The organism is Shimia sp. Alg240-R146 (assembly GCF_947331465.1).
In the GTDB taxonomy this organism is placed as follows: domain Bacteria; phylum Pseudomonadota; class Alphaproteobacteria; order Rhodobacterales; family Rhodobacteraceae; genus Shimia.
The window spans coordinates 734,109-756,070 of sequence record NZ_CAMZOK010000002.1 but is presented as its reverse complement, the minus strand read 5'-3'; the positions used below and the strand labels follow the sequence as shown (position 1 = coordinate 756,070).

Below are 21,962 nucleotides of genomic sequence, written 5' to 3'. Positions count from 1 at the left end.
GTCCGCCGCTGTCGCATTCGTCGGGGCGGCTCCTGCATTTGCGGCGGGTGACGCGACACCGGTTGAGCCTAAACCGGTGAAGGAATGCAAAAAAAACAAAGTGTGGAGTGAGAAAAAAAACCGCTGCGTCAAACCTGAAAACGCCAGCGTGACCGATGACACTCTGTATGACAATGTGCGGGCGCTGGCTCACAACCAACGGTTTGAAGATGCCCAACTGATCTTATCGGCAATGTCGGACCAATCCGAAGATCGGGTGCTGACATATTGGGGGTTCACCCATCGCAAACTGGGCGACGTCGACCAAGGTATGGCGTTCTATAACCAGGCCCTCGTTCAGAACCCAAACAACATACTCGCGCGGTCTTATCTTGGCCAAGCGCATGTAGAGGCCGGAAATCTGGTAGCAGCACGTGCGGAACTCTCCGAAATCCGGAAACGCGGCGGCGCGGGCACATGGGCAGAGGCCTCGCTAGCATCTGCATTGCAGACCGGTGTCACGTTTAACTATTGATCTGACCCGGCTTTGTTCAGGGATTCTTTAGGCTTGGGTGTTTCAGTGCACCCAAGCAAAGGAGAACCCTATGAGCGCGATTCCAATGGCACAAATTCCCCTATCGACACCGATGGGCGGCGGCTCAACTCTGTCGCGCAAGCATAAGGCAGCCATCATCGTGCGGTTTCTGTTGAACGAAGGCGCCGATCTGGAACTCACCAACCTTTCCGAAGAAAACCAGTCCGACCTCACCTATTTGATGGGTGAGATGGGGTATATTGATCGCAGCACTCTTGGCGAAGTTCTCATGGAGTTCGCGCATGAGCTCGAATCCATTGGTCTTTCCTTCCCTAATGGGATCTCTGGCGCATTGAATGTTCTCGAAGGGAAAATCAGTCCGCTCACCGCTGCGCGCCTGCGCAAGGAAGCCGGAGTGCGGGTTGCGGGTCAGCCTTGGCAACGCATAAAGTCGCTTTCGATAAATGATCTGGTCGATTTGCTTGCCGCCGAAAGCATCGAGGTCTCCGCAGTTCTGATCTCCAAGCTAGACGTCGACAAGGCCGCCACGTTGCTCAGCCAGCTGCCAGGTGACAAAGCGCGACGCATCACACACGCCATGTCCATGACCGACCAGATCGGGCCCGAAGCCGTCGACCGGATTGGCCTGACGCTTGCGTGCCAGATCGACGACCGTCCACCCCGAGCGTTCAATGACGGTCCAGAAAGCCGTCTCGGAGCCATTCTCAACAACTCTACGATCGCAACGCGCGACGATATCCTGGACTCTCTTGACGAAACCGACGCGGACTTTGCGATCAAAGTGCGCAAAACCATCTTTACTTACGCGCACATCCACAAGCGCTTGAAAAAGCTCGACGTTCCAGCAGTGTTGCGAGACATTGATCAAGATGATCTGATCACAGCCATCGCTTATGCGACCGAAGGGGACATTGGCGAAACCTCAAAATTCCTTCTAGACAACATTTCTGTCCGGCTTGCCGATCAGCTTCGCGAAGGTGTTGAGGAAAGAGGCAAGGTGAAGCTAACCGAAGCAGAGCCCGCAATGGCAGAGATCACAAAAACCGTCCGAAATCTGGTCGATCTGGGCGACATTGACCTTATCATTCCAGACGAAGATTAATATCTCTAATCAACAGTTTGCAGACTGTAGTTAAGGGATTCTGGCCGCCGCGAGGATCGGTCCGCCGTTTTTGAGTTGCACCAAAACGACCACAGGTCCATCACCTTTGGCGAAAGCGTCCACCTTTAGCGGCGCACGGCCATTCCAGGTTTTCACCACTTTCCAATCATCTACGATATTGGCGTAGGTCAACGTGCGTCCAGCGTTCTCACCCCGTTTGATCGCAACATCCTCTGACGCACGGTAGCGGACCACATGCACGCTCATTTCCTTGCGCATGTCGGTCTGGGCTTCGATCTTCACCCGATTGCCTTTGCGTACAACGCTCAAGGACACTTTCGGACTGGCCGCTTTGTGGGTTTTGATTAGGCGTTCAACCTTGTCCGGATGCGTTCCAACCACATGGTCGGCACCGTTGACGATCATCTGCGGCGTATAGACTGAGCGATGACCGGCCGCTTGGGCATATAGTTTTTGACGGTTGGTGAAATCTGGATTGGCAAAATTATCTTTCCACCCAATGTAATCCCAATAGTCTACATGCAGCGCGAGCGCGATAACATCGTCGCGGCCCGCAAGGTGTTTACGGAAATACTCGTCCGCCGGTGGACAGCTGGAGCACCCCTGCGACGTATATAGTTCAACCACCACAGGATATGTTGTTTGCGCCACAGCCACGCTGGACACCGCAAACCAAAGGATTGCGAAAAGAGCTGCCACTTTTGTCATTGATGGTCCATTCCGTGAAGTCGTCCCCTGACTCCGTTCTACGCAAGCCGGCACCGTAACACCAATCAACGTTTTGCGAGATCGCAGTGAATACCGCATTGGCAGCCGGTCTTCCCCTTGAACCTCACCGCCCTTTGAGTGACAATTTTTCGTCAAGACCCATTTTCGTACCACCCATTTTCGCACCAATGGAGCCGCACATGCCCATCACAGTTGGAATAGACACAGCAAAGGCGCGCAAGTCGCTTTCTGTTAACGGGAAATCCTTGGCCTTCTATTCGATTCCGGCCGCTCAAAAGGCAGGCTATGGCGATTTCTCACGCTTGCCGGCCGCGCTAAAAGTCGTATTGGAGAACCTTTTGCGGTTTGAAGACGGCGGATTTTCAGTATCCACCGACGATATTGCTGCTTTTGGTAAATGGGCGGAGCAAGGTGGTAAGAACCCGCGTGAAATCGCCTATCGCCCTGCCAGAGTACTGATGCAGGATTTTACGGGTGTGCCGGCGGTGGTAGATCTGGCGGCAATGCGAGACGGGATCGTCGCCCTTGGCGGGTCCGCGGCGAAGATCAATCCGCAAGTGCCGGTGGATCTTGTGATTGATCACTCTGTTATGATTGACGAATTTGGCAACCCCCGTGCCTTTCAGATGAATGTGGACCGGGAATATGAACGCAATCTTGAACGCTATACCTTTCTGAAATGGGGGCAAACCGCGTTTGAAAATTTCCGCGTGGTGCCACCCGGCACCGGCATTTGTCATCAGGTCAATTTGGAATACCTGGCCCAAACCGTCTGGAGCGACACGGACCAAAGTGGCGAAGACGTGGCCTATCCCGACACGCTTGTTGGCACCGACAGCCACACCACAATGGTCAACGGTGCGGCCGTATTGGGCTGGGGCGTTGGCGGCATCGAAGCGGAGGCCGCAATGTTGGGTCAACCGATTTCAATGCTAATCCCGGAAGTGATCGGCTTTGAGTTGACCGGGACTATGGTCGAAGGCACCACCGGCACCGATCTGGTGTTGAAAGTTGTTGAAATGCTGCGCGCCAAAGGCGTGGTTGGCAAATTTGTGGAGTTCTATGGCGACGGGCTGGACCGACTGCCTTTGGCGGATCGGGCCACCATTGCGAATATGGCGCCGGAATATGGTGCGACCTGCGGGTTTTTCCCGATTGATGGCGAAACCCTGCGCTACATGCACAACACTGGTCGGGATGAAGACCGGATCGCGTTGGTTGAGGCCTATGCCAAGGAAAATGGCCTGTGGCGCGACGAAAATTACGCGCCGATTTATACCGACAGGCTGCATCTGGATATGGCCACCATCGTGCCCGCCATTTCCGGTCCCAAACGCCCGCAGGATTTCATTGCCTTGAGTGAGGGAAAAACCGCCTTTCACCGCGTAATGAAAGAGACCTTCAAGCGACCTTTGGACAAAGAAACGGCTGTTGCTGGCGAAGATTACACGATGCAGAGCGGCAAAGTGGTGATCGCCTCGATCACCTCCTGCACCAACACCTCCAACCCCTATGTTATGATCGGAGCTGGTTTGGTGGCACGCAAGGCGGCTGCCTTGGGCCTCAACCGAAAGCCATGGGTCAAAACCTCGCTTGCGCCAGGTTCACAGGTTGTGTCCGCCTATCTGGAGGCTGCAGAGCTGCAGGATGATCTGGATGCGCTCGGCTTCAACCTCGTTGGCTATGGCTGCACGACCTGCATCGGCAACTCAGGCCCGATCCAAAAAGAAATCAGCGACGCGATTGCCGAGGGTGATTTGGTGGCCACGTCGGTCCTGTCTGGCAACCGCAATTTTGAAGGACGCATCAGCCCCGATGTGCGCGCCAACTATCTGGCATCACCGCCTTTGGTCGTTGCCTATGCCATCGCAGGCACAATGGACATCGACCTTTCATCTGATCCACTGGGTCAGGATAAGGACGGGAACGACGTTTATCTCAAAGACATCTGGCCGGACGCTCAGGAAGTCGCTGATTTGGTTCAGAAAACCGTCACCCGAGAGGCGTTTCAAAGCAAATACGCCGATGTCTTCAAAGGTGACGAGAAGTGGCGCGGCGTGAGTGTGCCGGATCAGGAAACCTATGATTGGCCCGCCACCTCTACCTATATCCAAAACCCGCCATATTTTCAGGACATGGGGCCGGAGCCGGGCACTATCGAAAACGTCACGGGCGCTAAGGTTCTTTTGATGCTCGGCGATATGATCACGACGGACCACATCTCTCCCGCCGGCTCGTTTGCTCAGTCCTCGCCTGCAGGTCAGTATCTTGTCGACCGGCAAGTGGCACCGCGGGACTTCAACTCTTATGGATCACGCCGCGGCAATCACGAGATCATGATGCGGGGCACTTTTGCCAACATTCGCATCAAGAACGAAATGTTGGACGGCGTGGAGGGCGGTTTCACCAAAGGGCCTGATGGTCAGCAGGCATCGGTTTTTGACGCCTCTATGGCCTATCAAGCCCACGGTACGCCTTTGGTCGTCTTTGGCGGCGCTCAGTACGGCGCGGGCTCGTCTCGGGACTGGGCGGCAAAAGGCACCGCGCTGTTGGGCATCAAGGCCGTGATTGCCGAGAGCTTTGAACGCATTCACCGCTCCAATTTGGTTGGGATGGGCGTGATCCCGCTTGAGTTCACAAATGGCGACACGCGCAAAACACTGGGTCTCACCGGTGACGAAGTGGTGAGTATTACCGGACTCGACAGTGTCGAGCCGTTGCAAGACGTGCCTTGTGTGATCACTTTTGCCGACGGCAGCTCCAAAACCATCACGTTGAAATGTCGGATCGATACTGCGCCGGAAATTGAATACGTCGAACATGGCGGCGTGCTGCACTATGTGCTGAGAAATCTCGCAAAGGCGTAATCCCAGCGAGTGTTGCAAACACATAGGGCCCTGAACTTGCTTCTCAGGGTCTTTGAATCTGTTGAGACACGCGTTTATGCAGCGGTGAGAGGCACACCCTCGACCGTCACACGGTGCATGTAGCGTCGATGCCCATGGTAGTCATTGATGGCCTTGTGCCACGTCGCACGGTTGTCCCACATGGTCACGTCGCCAGCCTTCCAACTCACCCGACACTGAAACTCCGGCTTCTGACAATGCACATAGAGCATGTTCAAAATAGCGTCGGATTCCTCTGGCGACAGACCGTCAACTCGAGTCGTAAACTGCGGGTTCACAAAAAGCCCTAACCGACCTGACAAAGGATGTCTGATCACAACCGGATGCAGAGCGTCCTGAGTGGCCTTGTCAGCATTGCCCACACGCCCGGTTTGCGACGCCTCTGATTCTGATTGCCTCGCCCCAAACACGTGTCTCGATGAATGCCAGGCACTCAGGCCACTCAGCAGCTGTTTGAACCGGTCGGACAGGGCATCATAAGCCGCGCCCATCGCGCAAAACGCTGTGTCTCCGCCATAGGACGGTGTTTCGATTGCGTGCAGGATTGAGCCCAATGCCGGAACTTGATCATAAGCATGATCGGTGTGCCACACTTCTCCGATCGCGCCGGTTTGGTCGGCTTCTTTCAACACAATGGCAACCTCGGGATGACCGTCCAACGCTTTGAAAAACCGATTGACGTTGATGTCTCCCCAGCGCCGCGCAAATGCCAGATGATCCTCCGGCGTGATGTTTTGGCCCCGCAATGTGATGACCGAGTATTGAGCAAACGCACGTTTGATTTCGTCAAACTGTGCAGCGTCTTTGATGTCGGCGCCAAAAATCTCAGCGCCTAAGTTGCCCGTCAGGGGGTGAATTTCCATCGGCCTCTCCCTTGCAGATGCCACAAGAGTAATGGCTTTGCCCGCAAAAGGAAGCTCAAGCAGAGTCAGCCTGTGCCGCAAACAGAACGTTTAGCGCAGCTTTTCCATCGCAGGACCAAGGCGTTCGTCGATCTCGCGCTGGGTCACCGGCCCGGCGATACGCAAAACCACCTTACCTTCGCCGTCAATCAGATAGGTTTCTGGCACACCATAGACCCCCCAGTTAAGCGCCATACGGCCTGTGGTGTCTGCACCGCCTTTGGCATAGGGATCGCCAAGTTCTGACAAGAACCGCACGGCGTTGGCAGGCTGATCCTTGTAGTTCACGCCAATGATTTCAACGCCTTCGGCCTTGAGCGCCATCAAGTTCGGGTGCTCGACGCGACACGGGCCACACCAGCTGGCCCAAAAATTCACAAGCTTTAGGCCACCGCCACGCAAATCCGCGTCCGTGACTTCCTGCATATCTGAAAACTGAGAGACTTCGATAGCTGGAGCCGGTCGCCCAACCAGCGCGCTCGGAAGTTCATCAGGGTTCTCGCGGTTCATTCCCAACAGAAACAAAAGCGCCAACCCACCAAAAAGGATCGGCGGCAAAAGCATCAGAAACGACACACCTTTTTTCTTGGTGCCATCCTCGGTCACGTCATCGCTCATCGCGCCGTGCCTCCGCTGCTTCCAAGTCCTTGCGCGCCTTACGGGCCGCACGGATGCTGGCCAGAACCAACACTGTCGTCAAAACAATTGAAACACCGTAAGCCGTCAGGACTTCGGTCGCATATTTCCCAAGCTCAGGCATCAGCTCAGACGCTCCCGTGCCAAGAGCGCCGACGTGCGACGCTTGTGAATTTCTGTCCGCGTGCGCAGGAACACCAGCGCCACAAACAAAAGAACAAACCCGATGATGCAAAGCAGCAGCGGATAAAAGAAGATGTTGGAGACTTTCTCTTCGGTATCAGTCCCGGTCACAGCACCGGCACGCATCACTGATGCGCCTTGATGCAGCCCCTGATTCCAGAAGTTCACCGCATAGCGACTGAGCATTGCAAAGACCGAACCAACGATGCACAAAACCGAAGTCAGATCCGCGGCGGTGTCAGGATCATCAATCGCCTCCCACAACGCCAAGTATCCGAGGTAAAACAGAAAAAGGATCAGGAATGACGTAAGTCGCGGATCCCAGACCCACCAAGTCCCCCACATCGGTTGACCCCAGACAGCTCCGGTGATCAGAGCGATCAAGGTCATAACCACTCCAACGCTCGCCGCACCTTTGGCGGCCAATACCGACACATGGTGGCGGCGGATTAGCCAGATCAGCGACGTCACCAGCATCATCGCCCAGATGTTGATCGCCATCATCGCAGAAGGTACGTGGATATAGATGATCTTGACGGTGGAGCCTTGGCGAAAGTCATCGGGTGTAAAGAAAAACCCCCACACCAAGCCGACGGCCAATGTGACCGCAGCCAAAACGCTCACCCAAGGCAAAACGGTGCTCGCCGTTTTGCTGAATTTTACCGGATTGGCATATTCCCAAATCGAAGCCATGGGTGTGTCCTACCTGTCTAACTTTTTCGCCGCGCCCTACTTTGCCGAATTCGCGGCTGGCGACTTTGATTTCGATTAATCTTTACCTGATTACCGTAGATTTACACGCAAAACCAAGGCACTCGCAAAGGGCAACAAAGCGATCACGCCAAATGTGATCCCAGCCAACATCAGCATCGGTGTGGTGGTGGCCTGCCCGTCCGCGCCCCGCCGCGCCAGTTCGGCGCCAAAGATCAAGGTTGGAACGTAAAGCGGCAGCACCAGCAACGACAACAACAGGCCACCCCGCTTTAGGCCAACCGTCAAAGCCGCCCCAAACGTGCCAACGACGCTTAGCGCCGGCGTGCCAATCGCCAGTGACAGAACAAGCCAAGGATAGCCCGCCTGTGGCAAGTTGAGCAGCAGTCCAAAAAGAGGTGCAGCAATCACCAGTGGCAGGCCGGTGGTGAGCCAATGCGCGAGGGCTTTGATTGTCACGACGCCTTCAAGTGGCAATGGTGAGGTCGCCATCAGATCGAGCGTCCCGTCCTCCCAGTCCAGCGCCAGAATGCGATCCAGCGACAACAGGCAGGCAAGCAACGCCCCGAGCCACAAAACACCGGGCGCAATGTCCGACAAAAGGCCACTTTCCGGCCCAACGCTGAAAGGCACAAGTATCACGACAATAAGGAAAAATGCGAGGCCAAGGCCAAAGCCGCCACCGGCGCGGATCGCCAGCTTCAAATCGCGGGTCAACAGCGCAATCATAAGAAACTCTCGTCAAATCCGTTGGGATCAGGACGGGATCCGCTGGCTTTGAACGGCCCGACATCCAGCTCATCGCCGTCAAGCCCAAGATCGATATGGGTGGCGATCAATGTGCTGCCTCCATCCGCAAGATGGCGTCGCACAGCGTCAGCGAAACGGGCAACCGAGTGCGCGTCCAAAGACACAGTAGGCTCATCTAAAATCCAGATCGCCCGACCGGTCACGAGCAACCGCGCCAGCCCCAATCTCCGTTTCTGACCGGCCGACAAAGTTCCGGCAGGACGCTCCAGAAGATCCGTTAAATCAAAGGCTTGAACGGCGGTATCAATATTGGATTGACCAAAGACTTGGGCCCAAAAACGCAGGTTCTCTTCAACCGACAACATCGCCTTAAGCCCGTCGCTGTGCGCGGCATAGGCGATGCTTTCTTCAGGCGCCGTCACAGTGCCCGATACCGCTGGTTGCAGCCCTGCCACTGTTCGCAGCAATGTGGTCTTGCCGATCCCGTTGGGTCCACGAAGGATCAAGGCACGGCCCGGTGCGAGTTCAAAACTCACGCCTTCCAACACGGCAATGCCGCCACGCGATACGGTCAAATCAGAGACAGTCAAAGTCATGTCTTTGACTTAGCCCATCAAAGGCCATGACAAAAGCAAAATGGCGCGTCGGGCGCATTGGTCGCGAATCAAGTCTTAACGCGCTGAAAACATGATGAAACCAGAGGTCTGTATCACGTCGGTATCCCGTCAGCATTACATCGGTGGCGAAAACGGCAAACAGGCCGATTAACCGACCGTGCAGTTTGATCCGAAAATGCCTCGGGGTTGAATTGGTCCGCACGACCAAGAAGGAGCCGCGCCCCTGACAGTCCCCAGCTCTGTGCTTGAACCACGCTCAACCGCTGCATCCGGGCGGGAGCGCTCGGTGCGGAATATCAGACCGGGAAAACCACGGCCGCCACGCGACGGCCCTCGCTGACCAAAACGTTGTAGGTGCGACACGCCGAAGGTGACGCCATCGGCTCAACACCGATACCGGCCGCCTCTACTGTGTCGCGAAACGCTTTGTTGACCGGAACCATGTCCGCGCCTGTCCCCAAAAGGATAAAATCAACCTCGCCTGCCAAAGCCAGAACACTTGCTACGTCGTCATAGCCCTGCCAGCCCCGCGCGCCCGTGGTGGTGATGATTGCCGCGCCTTTGAGCACTTCGCCGTTGATGCGGAAAAAGCCGGGACCATAGCCGTCGATTGGTACAGCGTCCTCATAGTGCACTTCGTTCATCTGCATGTTTTACCCTCCATGGCTCAGGATCGGCAGGCCCGAAATCGCCGCGCCTGCGATAACGGTATAAGCCACGCCTCGGTATAGCCGCTCCCGCTCCGGATGGAAGAGCGCGGCCCCCAACAAGTTGCCCGCCATTGCCGGAACGCCTAAGGCGAGGCCCAGCACAAAGGGCAGAGCCTCAAACCACCCCAGCAACAGCAGGACCACGATCAGCAGCAGGTCATAGAAAAACAAATAGGCCATTGTGTTGGCCCGCACCACGGACGGGCCGTGGGGGCTGGCCATGTAAAACAGGATCACCGGTGGCCCCGGCATTCCAGCCGCGCCGCCCATAAATCCGCCCGCGCCCCCGATGCCCCAGACCATTCGTCGCGTGATTGCGCCACGGTAGCGCAGCCCAAACAGCAAGACTGCGAGCATTGCCAAAGTCACAAAAGACACCGCATAGCGAAACACCGCAGGGTCGACCAATGTCAGAACCCAGAGCCCAACCGGCAGAACGAGAACTACCCCTCCCATCAACCGCGCCAGATCACGGGGATGGCCATTGCGTACGGCGGCGGGAATGTTGGGGGCTGGCGCCAGCACATCCATCGCGGCAAGCGATAGAATGGCCCACACAGGCGGCATGACCTGTGCTGCCACCGGCAGATAGATCAGAGCGGTCCCAAATCCTGAAAAGCCGCGCACAACGCCCGCGACAAAGGCAGCCAAAGCAACCCAGGCAAGGCCCTCAAAGGCCAGCGCCTGGGTCAGAAGTTCAGGCATCCACGTTGGAAAACTGGTTGCCGGATGTGTTGTCTGGCTTGGACCAATCGCGCTTGACGCCCAGTTTCAGCAGAACCGCTGATGCAATGAAGACCGAGGAATAGGTCCCCACAATCACGCCCCAGATCATCGCGAATACAAAGCCACGGATCACGTCGCCGCCCAGCACGTAGAGCGAAATCAACGCCAACAGTGTTGTTACCGAGGTCATCACCGTCCGGCTCAGGGTTTCGTTGATCGAGATGTTCAGCACCTCTTTCAACTCCATCTTTTTGTATTTGCGCAGGTTTTCCCGAACGCGGTCAAACACCACCACCGTATCGTTGAGCGAGTAGCCCACGATGGTCAGAAGCGCGGCAATAATGGCAAGGTCAAACTTGATCTGCAGTTCGGAAAACACGCCGATGGTGAGCACCACATCGTGCACCAGCGCCGCCACCGCGCCAAGCGCGAACTGCCATTCAAAGCGCAGCCAGATATAGATCAGCACTGCTGCAATCGCCAAAGTGACGGCCAAAACGGCCTTGGTGATCAACTCACCCGACACTTCGGGGCCAACGGATTCCACCGCCACAAAGCTGATGTCAGGCACCACTGTCTGCAGTTGCGCCTGCACTTGACGGATCAGATCGGCAGACACCGCCTCTTCGCCGGCTTGGGCCTGAAACTTAATGATTGTGACGTTCTGATCAGCCGTAAAACTAAGATCATCCACTTCGACGATGGACACATCGCCCAGCTGTAGCGGCGTCAAAGCCTCGCGATATTCTGCGACCACAACTGGTTGCGCGCTTTCGGTCCGGATGGTCGTGCCGCCGGTGAAATCGATGCCAAGGTTCAGTCCCTGAAGGGAAAAGCTGACAAGCGCCGCAATCATCAGAGCAGTGGAGATGCCAAGCCACAGCAAAGGGCGGGAGAAGAAATCCCATTTGGTATTCTGGGGAACAAGTCTCAAACGCATGGGGTCAAACCTCGATTGTCTTGGGTCGGCGGCGTTCAAACCAGATGACAACCATCAAACGCGTCACGAAGATCGCGGTAAAGACAGATGTCATAATGCCGAGCCCCAGCGTGATGGCAAAGCCGCGTACTGGGCCGGAACCCACGGCAAAGAGGATCACGGCGGTGATGAATGTGGTGATATTGGCGTCCAGAATGGCCGAAAGCGCTTTTTCATAGCCAAGATCGATGGCCCGCGCCGGGCCTTTGGAGGTCTTGAGCTCTTCGCGGATACGTTCAAACACCAGCACGTTGGCATCCACCGCCATACCGATGGTCAACACGATACCAGCGATGCCCGGAAGCGTCAGCGTGGCGCCGATGACGCTGAGCAGGCCAAAGATCATGCCCACGTTGATGATCAGCGCGATATTGGCGAAGAGGCCAAACGTGCCATAGCTGAGGAACATAAAGACCAGAATGCCCACGAATGCGACGATACAGGCGATGCGCCCGGCCTCGATGCTGTCTTGACCCAATTCCGGGCCGATGGTGCGTTCTTCAAGGAAGGTCAGCTCGGCAGGCAATGCCCCCGCGCGCAAGAGAACGGCGAGGTTGGTGGTTTCTTCCACCGAGAAGCGGCCGGTGATGATGCCCGAGCCGCCTGGAATGTGGCTTTGGATTGTAGGCGCGGAGACCACTTCGCCGTCAAGCACGATGGCAAACGGGCTGCCGATGTTCTCGGCCGTGTAGTCCCCGAATTTGCGCGCGCCTGTGGGATTAAAGCGGAAGTTCACCGCAGGCCGCCCGTTCTGGTCAAACGTCGGCTGGGCATCGACCAGTTCTTCGCCGGTCACAACCGGTGCGCTTTCAACGGTGTAGAAGACACCCTCTTCATCCAGCGACGGCAGAATTTGATTGCCAATACCAGCGGAGCCATCAGCATTGGCGCCACGCCCAAGAACGGGGTGGAACGTCAGCTGAGCCGTGGTGCCGATGATGTCTTTGAGTTCGGAAGCCGACCCGATGCCCGGCACCTGAATCAGGATCCGGTCAGTACCTTGGCGCTGAATGGTCGGTTCACGTGTGCCCACTTCGTCGATCCGGCGGCGCACAATTTCCAACGCTTGTTGAACAGTGCGCTGATCGGTGGCGAGGCGTTCTGCTTCTGACAGGCGCACAACAATTGTGTCGCCTTCGGTGCTGACCTGAATGTCGGTGGCCCCTGCCCCGGTAAGTGAAACAACCGGCCGCGCCAGACCGCGCACGAGGCTCGCAGCCTCCTGAATGGCTTCTGGTTTGGAGATTTTCACACGCAGTTCATCGTCGGGGCCGGGTTGCAGGCGAATGGTGCCGATGGTGGCACGTTCCTCGCGCAGCAAGTCGCGCACTTCGGGCCACGTCGCAGTCATGCGCGCCTTATAGACGTCCGAGACCTGCACTTCGGCGAGCAAATGCGCACCACCGCGCAAATCAAGCCCGAGGTTGACCAGAGACGACGGCATCCAGTTTGGCCAGCCTTCGGCCAGCTCTTCCAGCCCGTTGCCGGACATGCCGGCCTCGAGGTCAGCTACTGCGTCGTTGTGGGCCTCAACCCGTGGATAAAAGGCATTTGGCAAAGCAAGGAGCAAGCCCACCACACAGGTAAGCAAGATCAATACGCGTTTCCAGCCGTCGATTTGCAGCATGAATGCAGCCCCCGGTCAGGTCGTGTCAGATCGTGACGTCAGAATTTAAGTGGTTCAGCCGTTCGCCGGTTCGGTTTTGGACAGAACCTGCGCGATCGTCGACTTTACCACGCGCACTTTGACGCCCTCGGCCACTTCGACTTCGACTTCGTTGTCTTCTTTGACTTTGACCACTTTGCCAATCAGCCCACCTTGGGTCACAACCCGATCGCCCTTGCGCAGCGCATCCACCATGCCTTGGTGTTCTTTGACCTTCTTTTGCTGAGGGCGGATCAGCAGGAAATACATGATCGCGAAGATCAGAATGAGCGGCAGAAACTGACCGATTTGTTCCATAGTGTGGCGTCCTTTGTCTGTGCGCGGGTCTCTCCCGCGAATTTTGACGGAACCTATGCGCTGGATGACTGCATTGCAAGCAGCCCCAAGCCGCTATACGCGCAAGTTTTACATTGGAACGCGGGATTTCAGAGTGCAGCGGTGGCTAGGCCGCTTTTGAGGCGCCTTACATGGCCGTCCGGCGACACCATTGCTTGACCGAATACTGCCGCAATGCGAGGGTCTGGTGAATTTGACTAACCCAAAGATTGAAACGCGATGCACGCAGCCATGATGTTCCCTATCGAGTTTTCAATCAGTGCACAGGATGCGGCGAACATAGCTGCGTTTCTACTCTTTGGCGGTGCGCTGGTTTGGGTCGCCAGAAAGATCGACCTCTCCCCATTGGACGGTTTGCAAAAAGCATTGGGGGCAGATGGCAACCTATCAAAATCGCTTTTTCGCTCTCTCTTGGCACTATGGGCGCTGCTCTTGCTGTTCTTGCTCGTGGGATTGCTCGTCACGATCGGAATAATCACGAGTCAAGTGGCCGGAATGGATGGCACCACGCAGCTCGACCGCTTGCCTCTCATCCAACTCGCCGCACTCACCGCCACCCTTGGCGCAACCGTTGCCCTGCCCTTTACAATTTTGCGTCTGAAACTCACCAACGAACAAACAGAGACTGCCAAGGCGTCGCTGTTTAACGACAAGATCACCGAAGCCGCCGCCGACTTGCATGCACAACGCCAGATTTCCAAGAAATCCGGCAAAAATTGGGAAAGCGTCTGGGAAGACGACGTAGTGCGCCGCAATGCGGCGATTGACCGGCTCGAAGGGTTGGTGCGCGATGAACAACCCAGCGAGGCCGGTCGCGTCGCCCGCCTGCTCAGCGTCTATGTGCGGGAACTGTCGGATGAAATCCCGGCACAGCCGACGCCAGACACGGACGATGTGAAAGCGCTGCGAAATTGGGCCCACCAATTGAGTATCCCCCGGTCGGACATGCAGAACGCGGTGCAGGTTTTGGGGCGACTAGCGAAGATCGAGGGCGTCGCCCCTATGTCTTTGGAAGTCGACCTTCAAAAAGCGAACTTGCAAGCAATGAACTTACGAAACCTTGAATTCGGGAATACCAACTTCTCCGAAGCAAATCTCGAGGCGGCTCATTTTTCTGATGCTAACCTTCTTAACGCCGACTTTTTTGCCGCAAGTATCAGTTTTGCAAACTTTAGGGAGGCCAACCTACAGGAGGCGGACTTCTCGAGCACAAACTCAAGAGAGGCAAACTTCAAAGGAGCCGACCTACGAAAGGCAAACTTTCTAAACTCTCAGTGTCGGTTCGCAAATTTTTCAGGAGCAGATTTACGAGAAACAAATTTCCAATCGTCGGACATGAGGGCAGCTGTACTAACGGAAACCAAGCTTCAAAGCGCTGTTTTCAGGTATGCGACCATGAATGCGGTTAAAGCCTCCCACGCAAACTTACGCGGAACAATCTTTGCGCATTCATATATGCAGGGGATGGAGTTGGTTGGAGCAAAGCTTGACAAGAATACACTACTGCAGGGAGTCAATCTGAGAGGTACTTCGGTTCGCTCAGCAGATTTCAAAGACGTTCAAGGAATTCCCAAATATCTACCTGAATTATTTGGGGATTCTTCTACAGTTCTTCCACCGAATACTTCGCATCCGTCTCATTGGTATTCAGGTAATCCTGAGTTCAGTGACTTTTATACCGAATGGCGCAAATGGGCGGCAGGCTTGGGCGTAGAGTTGCCAGAAGAGGAGATTCCATTTTGATTACCACCCTTCCCCTTTGCGCATCGTTTCGGCATATAAGGCCCTACAGATTCACACGATCCAAAGGACAAGACCGATGCACGACATTAAAGCGATCCGCGAAAACCCGGCCGCTTTCGACGCCGCCCTGACCCGCCGTGGGGACGCGCCTGTCTCGTCGTCCCTTTTGGCCCTTGATGAAGAGCGCCGCGCCAAGATTGGCGCTGCCGAAGCTGCACAAGCCGCACAAAAGGCCGCTGCCAAAGACGTTGGTGCCGCCAAAGCCAAAGGCGACGAGGCCGAATTCGAGCGGCTGCGCGCGCTGGTGGGCGAGAAAAAGGCCGAAGTCGCCGCCATGCAGACCGACGCCAAAGACATCGACGCCAAGCTGACCGACGCGCTGGCCCGCATTGCTAACCTGCCAGCCGACGATGTGCCGGATGGCGGTGGCGAGGACGACAATGTCGAGGTCACCCGCTGGGGCACCCCGCGCGAGATGGACTTTGCGCCGGTTGAGCATTTCGACATCAAAGGCGTGTCCGCCGCAATGGATTTCGAAACCGCCGCCAAAATTTCCGGCGCCCGGTTTGTGATGCTCAAAGGCGCCGTGGCGCGCATTCACCGCGCCCTGGCGCAGTTCATGATCGACACCCATGTGGATGAAAACGGCCTGCTCGAGGTCAACTCGCCCGTTTTGGTGCGCGATGAGGCGATGTATGGCACTGATAAATTGCCGAAATTTGGCGAAGACAGCTATCAGACCACCAACGGTTGGTGGCTGGTGCCGACATCCGAGGTGCCGCTAACCTATTCGGTTGCCGGAGACATTCTCGACGAAGCCGCGCTGCCGATCCGCATGACAGCGCACACTCTGTGTTTCCGCAGCGAGGCGGGCAGCGCTGGCAAAGACACATCCGGCATGCTGCGCCAACACCAGTTCGAGAAGGTCGAGATGGTGTCCGTGGTGCATCCCGAGGAAAGTGACAACGAGCAAAAGCGCATGCTGCGTTGCGCCGAGGATATGCTGGAACGTCTGGGTGTGCCTTATCGCACCGTGGTTCTGTGCACCGGCGACATGGGTTTTGGCGCGCGCCGCACCTATGACATCGAAGCCTGGATTCCCGGTCAGAACACTTTCCGCGAGATCAGCTCGGTTTCCACAACCGGCGCCTTTCAGGCGCGCCGCATGAATGCACGCTTCCGCCCCACCGATGGCGGCAAGCCGGAATATGTGCACACGCTCAATGGCTCGGGTCTCGCTGTGGGCCGCTGCCTTATTGCGGTGCTGGAGAACGGTCAGAATGCGGATGGTTCCGTCACACTGCCCGAAGCGCTGACACCTTATCTGGGTGGCAAAACCACGCTGAGCGCTGAGGGCTTTCTGGTTTAAGCCGTCCGGCCCATCAAATCAAAGGGGCGCGGCGGCAATTATGCTCGCCGCGCTTTTGTTTCCTCTTGCCAAAAATATCCCGGGGTGAATTGGCCCCTTCGGGTCAAGAAGGGCTTGCCCCTCCCTTCCCTCCGCCAACACCCCGCGCTAGCGTGTTTTGGTGCACATCACGATCACAAAGGAGCCTCCCATGTATATCGAACCTTTTGGCGTCGAAATCTGGATGAACGAATGGGAGACCAAATGTGAGTGGAACCTCGCAGAAACCTGTGTCGAGAGCCTGACAATTGGCCAGTTGCTACATCTGACAGGCAAGAACGACACCAACCTGTCCGAGCTTCTGGCGATGAAGATGACATATGGCGAAATCGAAGGCTCCATGCGCCTGCGCACCGCAATTGCGGCGCTTTATGAGGCGCAAAATCCGGAAAACACCGTGGTCACCCACGGCACAATTGGCGCCAATATGCTGGTGCACAAGACACTTGTGTCGCGCGGCGATCGGGTGGTCGCGGTGGTGCCCACCTATCAACAGCATTATTCCATTCCGACCAGTATCGGTGCGGATGTGCATAAGTTGACCCTGCAAGAGGAAGACGGGTTCCTGCCCGATTTGGACGCTCTGCGGGCGTTGGTGACGCCGGATACGCAATTGATTGCGTTGAACAATCCCAACAATCCTACGGGTGCCTTGATGGATCGCGTGATGCTGGAGGATATCGCCGAAATCGCGCGTGCCGCTGATGCGTGGATTTTATGCGACGAGGTCTATCGCGGCACCGATCAAGAAGGCAGCGGCATGACGGTGTCGATCGCGGACGTCTATGAAAAAGGCATCAGCACGGCGGGCATGTCCAAAGCCTATTCGCTGGCTGGTTTGCGCCTTGGCTGGATTGCTGCGCCCAAGAAGGTCATCGAGGCGGTATCGATCCACCGCGACTACGACACGATTTCCGTGGGCATGATCGACGACCATTTTGCGGCACTGGCGTTGGAGCACCGCGACAAGGTTTTGGCGCGGTCTCAGGCGATCACCCGCGGCAACCTCGCCTATCTTTCGGACTGGGTCGATCAGGAGCCGCGTATCACTTGGGTGAAGCCACGTTCGGGCACGACGGCTTTGCTCAAATATGACCTGCCAATGTCGTCGCGCGATTTTTGCATAGCGTTGTTGAAGGACAGCGGCGTGATGTTCACGCCCGGATCGGCACTGAATATGGAAGGCTATGTGCGGATTGGCTATGCCAACACGCCCGCGATTTTACACGAAGGGCTGGCGCGTGTGTCGGCGTTCCTGAAAACTGCATAAAACGAAGGAGCTGTCTCTGCGTTTCAGAGCGACTCCCGCATTATTCCGCAGGAACCGCCGTTTGTGTGTCGCCGCGTTTCGGAAACGGCACCAAGCGTCCCTGCTCTTCGTCCCAAAGCTTGAGCGAAAACGAGCGGATTGCCTCGGGCCATTCGATGGTCGGCAAGTCGAATTCCTCGCGCAACATCTGATGGCACTTGCGCAGATTGTAGTGCGGGATGCGGGCGTTGAAGTGGTGGATGTCGTGATACGCGATATTGGCGCTGGCCAGATCCATCCACCAGCCCAGATCAAGCGCGGACGAACCTTGTAGGGCGGCGATGCGCGGGTCCAGATCGGGGCGACGGTCCCAATAGGTGTCCTCAAAATTGTGCTGAAGATAAACCATGAAGACGCCGACCATGCCGCCAAACAGGCTGGCAAGGAACCAGATCAGCACGCCGTTCCAGCCCGAAAGCGCATAGATCGCGCCCATATAGGCAAAGACCACCACATTGTGCAGCAGCACGGATCGCCACATGGTATGGGCGCTCTTGGGCCAGCGGTAGCGGATGAAATAGGTGAACAGGCTGCCCAGCGGGATCAGCACAAACGGGTTGCGATAAAGCCGGTATTGCAAGCGGCTCCAGAACCCGGCCTCGTTCCATTCGCGCAGCGTCATCGTGTGGATTTCACCCGTGTCGCGGTGGTCAAGATTGCCAAGGTGGTTGTGGTGCATATTGTGATTGTGGCGCATCGCGGCATACGGCGCGAAGGTAACAACTGACAGCGCCTCGCCTGCCCAATCATTGTGCCTGCGGGACACAAAAAGGGACGCGTGGCCGGTGTCATGCTGCAACACATAAAGCCGCACAGCCGACAGGCCATTCAGCACCATCATCGGGATCAAAATCCACCACGTACCTTGATTGGCAATCGCCAGATACAACGTCAAGAAATAGAAGGCAAAAGTGCCAAAAAAGCTGACGGCGCCGAGGCGGTCGTCCTGCACTGTGTAGTCTTTCAGACGCGCACGAATTTCCACCGTGACCCTCGCTCTGTTTCAAAAGTGTTGTTGGCTTAACCGTCTTCGACGGGTGGCTTTCAAAATACGTATCGACAACGTGACTGGATCACGTTGCCGCGACTATAGCGCGAAAATTGCGCTTGCCAAATGGGGGGCTACCCGACCCGAAACACATGCAATCCCCGCGCGTTAGCGGGAATCGCGGCCGTGGATGTGTTTGCGCAGACGCGAAGGCGTAGATTTTTTCCGGCCTTTGAACGGGTTCTTGTCCCCCTGCCCGCGCATTGTCAGGCGGATCGGTGTGCCTGGCATATCGAAATCTTCGCGCAACCCATTGACCAAATAGCGGGAATAGCTGTCCGGCATTTTGTCGGGATGGCTGCACATCACCACGAAACCCGGCGGACGGGTTTTGGCCTGCGTCATATACCGCAGCTTGATGCGCTTGCCCTGTGGTGCGGGCGGCGGGTGCTGCTCAAGCATGCCCGAGAGCCAGCGGTTGAGATGCGCAGTCGACACGCGGCGGTTCCACACATCATAGGCGCGCAGAATGGCATCATGCAGACGCTCCAGACCGCGGCCCGTCTTGGCCGACACGGTGATCAGCGGGGCGCCTCGAAGTTGTGGGAGCAAACGGGCGAAGGACTCTTTGAGGTCGCGCAGTTTTTCCTGCTTGGCGTCCTCAACATCCCATTTGTTCACGGCCACGACTACGGCCCGGCCTTCGCGCTCGGCCAGATCGGCGATGCGCAGGTCTTGTTGTTCAAAAGGAATCGCTGCGTCCAGAAGAACCACGACGACCTCGGCAAACTTCACAGCGCGCAAGCCGTCCGAAACCGACAGCTTTTCCAGCTTGTCCTGTACCTTGGCCTTTTTACGCATACCGGCGGTGTCAAAAATCCGCATCGGTGTGCCGGACCATTCGGTGCGCAGGCTGATGGCGTCACGGGTGATGCCCGCCTCGGGACCGGTCAACAGGCGGTCCTCGCCAACGATCTTGTTGATCAAAGTGGACTTACCCGCGTTCGGGCGACCAACCACGGCGATCTGCAAAGGACGCCGCTCTGTGATCAGCTCGGACGGCAAAGCCGCGTCTTCGTCATATTCCGCGTCTTCGTCCAGATCGACGTCGATCTCGATCTCGTCGTCGGCATCTTCGGCACGTTTTGCAAACTCATCCGCGATGGGCATCAGATGCGTGTAAAGATCGTTCAAACCTTCGCCATGTTCCGCTGACAGGCGAATCGGCTCGCCCAGTCCCAGAGAATAGGCCTCGATCACCCCCGCATCTGCAGCCGAGCCTTCGCCTTTGTTGGCGGCAAGGATCACATGGGCCGAGCGTTTGCGCAGGATTTCCGCGAAAATCATGTCAGTCGGCGTCACACCTGCACGGGCGTCGATCATGAACAGGCACACGTCCGCCATATCCACCGCACGCTCGGTCAGGCGGCGCATGCGGCCTTCGAGGCTATTGTCGGTGGCATCTTCAAGGCCTGCAGTGTCAATCACCGTGAACCGAAGGTCTGCAAGACGTCCCTCGCCTTCGCGCAAATCGCGCGTGACCCCGGGTTGGTCATCGACCAACGCCAGCTTTTTGCCAACAAGGCGGTTAAACAGCGTGGATTTGCCCACATTTGGGCGGCCCACGATGGCGAGGCTGAAACTCATAACAGGTCTCCGGAACGTCTGAAGTCGCTCCGATATAGTATTATTGCGTCAACGGAAAGCGTGCAATTGCCCCTTGCGGCTGACGATGTAGAGCACACCATTGGCCACAACCGGATTTGTTGCTGCCCCACCGGGGATTTCGGCGCTGTAGACTTGCTCACCAGACTTGGGATCAAAAAGACGCAACATCTCGTCAGAGGAGGCCACCACAAGACGGCTGCCTGCGATGATCGGCCCGTAATGGGCATGCAGTTCTGCCTGACGCCGCGGCTTGTCTTTGACGAAATATGGCAGTTCGATGTTCCAGATCGGGGTGCCGTCGCGTGCGTCCATCCGGATCAGGCGGTTGCGGTCAGAGACAAAGAACAACGAGTTGCTGGCTGGAAACACCGGGCTGAGCGCGCCTTCGTCTGCGGTCCAGATGCGTTCACCGGTTTCCGTGTCCAGCGCGACCATACGACCGGAATGGTTGGCCAAATACAGGCGGGAGCCAACAACAACGGGATCGCTCGAGATGTCGCCAACCCGATTTGAGGCGCGTCCCGGACGGGTGTCAGACAGGCCCGCGTTCCAGCGACTGACGCCGCCACGACGGAAAGCGGCCTGCAATTCACCGGATCCAAATGGGAAAAACACAAAGCGGTCGCTGACGGCAGGGGCTGCCGGGCTTTGAACGTTTTGCACGTTGGGCAGTGAAATTGCTTGCCAGATGACTTTGCCGGTTTTGGCGTCTATCGCCCAGCCAGTCGCATCACCGGACACGACATAAACAATGCCGCCAAAAACCGTGGGCGTGCCGCTTCCGACCGCTTGCAGCTTTTGCTCCCACACATCAGCGCCGGTTTTTGGATCAAACGCGCGCACCGAGCCAAAGCCGGTGGTGGCAAAAAGAAGGCCTTCTCCGTAGGCCAATCCGCCGGTCGAGGCGTTGTCCGCCTTGTCGCGTGCTGGTGTCAGATCGCGGGTCCAAAGCATGGCGCCACCGGTAGAGGTCGCGGTCAGTGTGGCCTCGGAATCCATCGTGAAGATGCGACCTTCCACGACCACAGGGTCTGCGGTGATCCGGTTTTTGCGGCTGTTACCTTTGCCAACGGGTGCGGACCAAGCCAGCGACGGCGTGGCCGAGAGCGCAGCATTGTTGACCCGATATTTCTGCGTGCCAATGCGATGGGTCCAGCTGGAATTTTTGGTCTGACTTGCGAGGCTGATGGCTGGTGCTGTGTTTTCAATTTCCGCCGCGAGCGTCCGCAGATCTTCACGTTCACCCGGAAGTACGACTTCCTTTTTCGCGCAGGAGGCCACAAGCGCCACGCTCACAGCCGCCATGATCCATGTCTTGCTATTCACTGCTCCGGCCC

The 21,962-nt window shown here is 56.8% G+C and carries 21 protein-coding genes; 6 read left to right on the top strand and 15 right to left on the bottom strand.

What is annotated here, in order from left to right:
- Positions 1-148: 148 nt before the first annotated feature.
- On the top strand, positions 149-514 hold the full coding sequence (locus PG871_RS12930; RefSeq protein WP_270729899.1) for a tetratricopeptide repeat protein: 366 nt from the start codon (positions 149-151) through the stop codon (positions 512-514).
- A gap of 70 nt (positions 515-584) precedes the next feature.
- Positions 585-1,637, top strand: a complete 1,053-nt coding sequence (locus PG871_RS12925) for a flagellar motor switch protein FliG (protein WP_270729896.1) — start codon at positions 585-587, stop codon at positions 1,635-1,637.
- Between the two features lie 30 nt (positions 1,638-1,667).
- On the opposite strand, the gene PG871_RS12920 is transcribed toward PG871_RS12925, so the two are convergent.
- The gene (locus tag PG871_RS12920; RefSeq protein ID WP_270729894.1) at positions 1,668-2,366 is read right to left on the bottom strand and encodes a DUF1223 domain-containing protein; all 699 of its coding nucleotides are present in this window, start codon (positions 2,364-2,366) and stop codon (positions 1,668-1,670) included.
- A gap of 200 nt (positions 2,367-2,566) precedes the next feature.
- Here PG871_RS12920 and acnA point away from each other — a divergent pair, with 200 nt between their 5' ends.
- Positions 2,567-5,254 carry an aconitate hydratase AcnA gene (gene acnA / locus PG871_RS12915; protein ID WP_270729891.1) on the top strand — a complete coding sequence of 896 codons (2,688 nt, stop codon included), beginning with the start codon at positions 2,567-2,569 and terminating at the stop codon, positions 5,252-5,254.
- 74 nt (positions 5,255-5,328) lie between these two features.
- Here the strand turns inward: acnA and PG871_RS12910 are convergent, their stop codons facing one another.
- The 11 genes from PG871_RS12910 to yajC form a co-directional block, all read right to left on the bottom strand.
- Entirely contained in the window at positions 5,329-6,156 is an 828-nt protein-coding gene (locus PG871_RS12910) for a TauD/TfdA dioxygenase family protein (protein ID WP_270729888.1), read from the bottom strand.
- 90 nt (positions 6,157-6,246) lie between these two features.
- Positions 6,247-6,759 (bottom strand): DsbE family thiol:disulfide interchange protein, encoded by a 513-nt coding sequence (locus tag PG871_RS12905; RefSeq protein WP_270730894.1) that lies wholly within the window; start codon positions 6,757-6,759, stop codon positions 6,247-6,249.
- Between the two features lie 43 nt (positions 6,760-6,802).
- Positions 6,803-6,955: a heme exporter protein CcmD gene (gene ccmD / locus PG871_RS12900; protein WP_270729886.1), complete on the bottom strand. Its 153-nt coding sequence runs from the start codon at positions 6,953-6,955 to the stop codon at positions 6,803-6,805.
- Entirely contained in the window at positions 6,955-7,707 is a 753-nt protein-coding gene (locus PG871_RS12895) for a heme ABC transporter permease (RefSeq protein ID WP_270729884.1), read from the bottom strand. The genes ccmD and PG871_RS12895 overlap by 1 nt, the downstream gene beginning before the upstream one ends.
- Before the next feature lie 90 nt (positions 7,708-7,797).
- Positions 7,798-8,454 (bottom strand): heme exporter protein CcmB, encoded by a 657-nt coding sequence (gene ccmB / locus PG871_RS12890; RefSeq protein WP_270729882.1) that lies wholly within the window; start codon positions 8,452-8,454, stop codon positions 7,798-7,800.
- Positions 8,451-9,071 carry a heme ABC exporter ATP-binding protein CcmA gene (ccmA, locus tag PG871_RS12885; protein ID WP_270729881.1) on the bottom strand — a complete coding sequence of 207 codons (621 nt, stop codon included), beginning with the start codon at positions 9,069-9,071 and terminating at the stop codon, positions 8,451-8,453. Before ccmA ends, ccmB begins: the two co-directional genes overlap by 4 nt.
- A 317-nt stretch (positions 9,072-9,388) precedes the next feature.
- A complete protein-coding gene (locus tag PG871_RS12880) occupies positions 9,389-9,742 on the bottom strand; it encodes an Mth938-like domain-containing protein (protein ID WP_270729880.1) in 354 nt (117 codons plus the stop codon).
- Positions 9,743-9,745: 3 nt separating this feature from the next.
- Complete coding sequence (locus tag PG871_RS12875; protein WP_270729877.1) at positions 9,746-10,507, bottom strand: sulfite exporter TauE/SafE family protein; 762 nt, start codon at positions 10,505-10,507, stop codon at positions 9,746-9,748.
- Positions 10,500-11,468 (bottom strand): protein translocase subunit SecF, encoded by a 969-nt coding sequence (secF, locus tag PG871_RS12870; protein WP_270729875.1) that lies wholly within the window; start codon positions 11,466-11,468, stop codon positions 10,500-10,502. Before secF ends, PG871_RS12875 begins: the two co-directional genes overlap by 8 nt.
- A gap of 4 nt (positions 11,469-11,472) precedes the next feature.
- On the bottom strand, positions 11,473-13,134 hold the full coding sequence (secD, locus tag PG871_RS12865) for a protein translocase subunit SecD (RefSeq protein WP_270729873.1): 1,662 nt from the start codon (positions 13,132-13,134) through the stop codon (positions 11,473-11,475).
- A 54-nt stretch (positions 13,135-13,188) separates the two neighbouring features.
- Positions 13,189-13,470, bottom strand: coding sequence for a preprotein translocase subunit YajC (yajC, locus tag PG871_RS12860; protein ID WP_054001115.1), 282 nt, complete (start codon positions 13,468-13,470; stop codon positions 13,189-13,191).
- 270 nt (positions 13,471-13,740) lie between these two features.
- On the opposite strand from yajC, the gene PG871_RS12855 reads away from it, so the two are divergent.
- From PG871_RS12855 to PG871_RS12845, 3 genes are all read left to right on the top strand, one after another.
- The gene (locus tag PG871_RS12855) at positions 13,741-15,252 is read left to right on the top strand and encodes a pentapeptide repeat-containing protein (RefSeq protein ID WP_270729871.1); all 1,512 of its coding nucleotides are present in this window, start codon (positions 13,741-13,743) and stop codon (positions 15,250-15,252) included.
- 76 nt (positions 15,253-15,328) lie between these two features.
- The gene (serS, locus tag PG871_RS12850; RefSeq protein ID WP_270729868.1) at positions 15,329-16,621 is read left to right on the top strand and encodes a serine--tRNA ligase; all 1,293 of its coding nucleotides are present in this window, start codon (positions 15,329-15,331) and stop codon (positions 16,619-16,621) included.
- Between the two features lie 190 nt (positions 16,622-16,811).
- Positions 16,812-17,930, top strand: coding sequence for an aminotransferase (locus PG871_RS12845; protein WP_270729867.1), 1,119 nt, complete (start codon positions 16,812-16,814; stop codon positions 17,928-17,930).
- Between the two features lie 40 nt (positions 17,931-17,970).
- Here PG871_RS12845 and PG871_RS12840 read toward each other — a convergent pair whose 3' ends face one another.
- The 3 genes from PG871_RS12840 to PG871_RS12830 all read right to left on the bottom strand — a co-directional run bounded on the left by PG871_RS12840 (position 17,971) and on the right by PG871_RS12830 (position 21,951).
- Positions 17,971-18,954: a fatty acid desaturase gene (locus PG871_RS12840; RefSeq protein ID WP_270729866.1), complete on the bottom strand. Its 984-nt coding sequence runs from the start codon at positions 18,952-18,954 to the stop codon at positions 17,971-17,973.
- A 171-nt stretch (positions 18,955-19,125) separates the two neighbouring features.
- Positions 19,126-20,604, bottom strand: a complete 1,479-nt coding sequence (gene der / locus PG871_RS12835; RefSeq protein WP_270729865.1) for a ribosome biogenesis GTPase Der — start codon at positions 20,602-20,604, stop codon at positions 19,126-19,128.
- A gap of 48 nt (positions 20,605-20,652) precedes the next feature.
- Positions 20,653-21,951: a PQQ-like beta-propeller repeat protein gene (locus tag PG871_RS12830; RefSeq protein ID WP_270729864.1), complete on the bottom strand. Its 1,299-nt coding sequence runs from the start codon at positions 21,949-21,951 to the stop codon at positions 20,653-20,655.
- Positions 21,952-21,962: the final 11 nt, after the last annotated feature.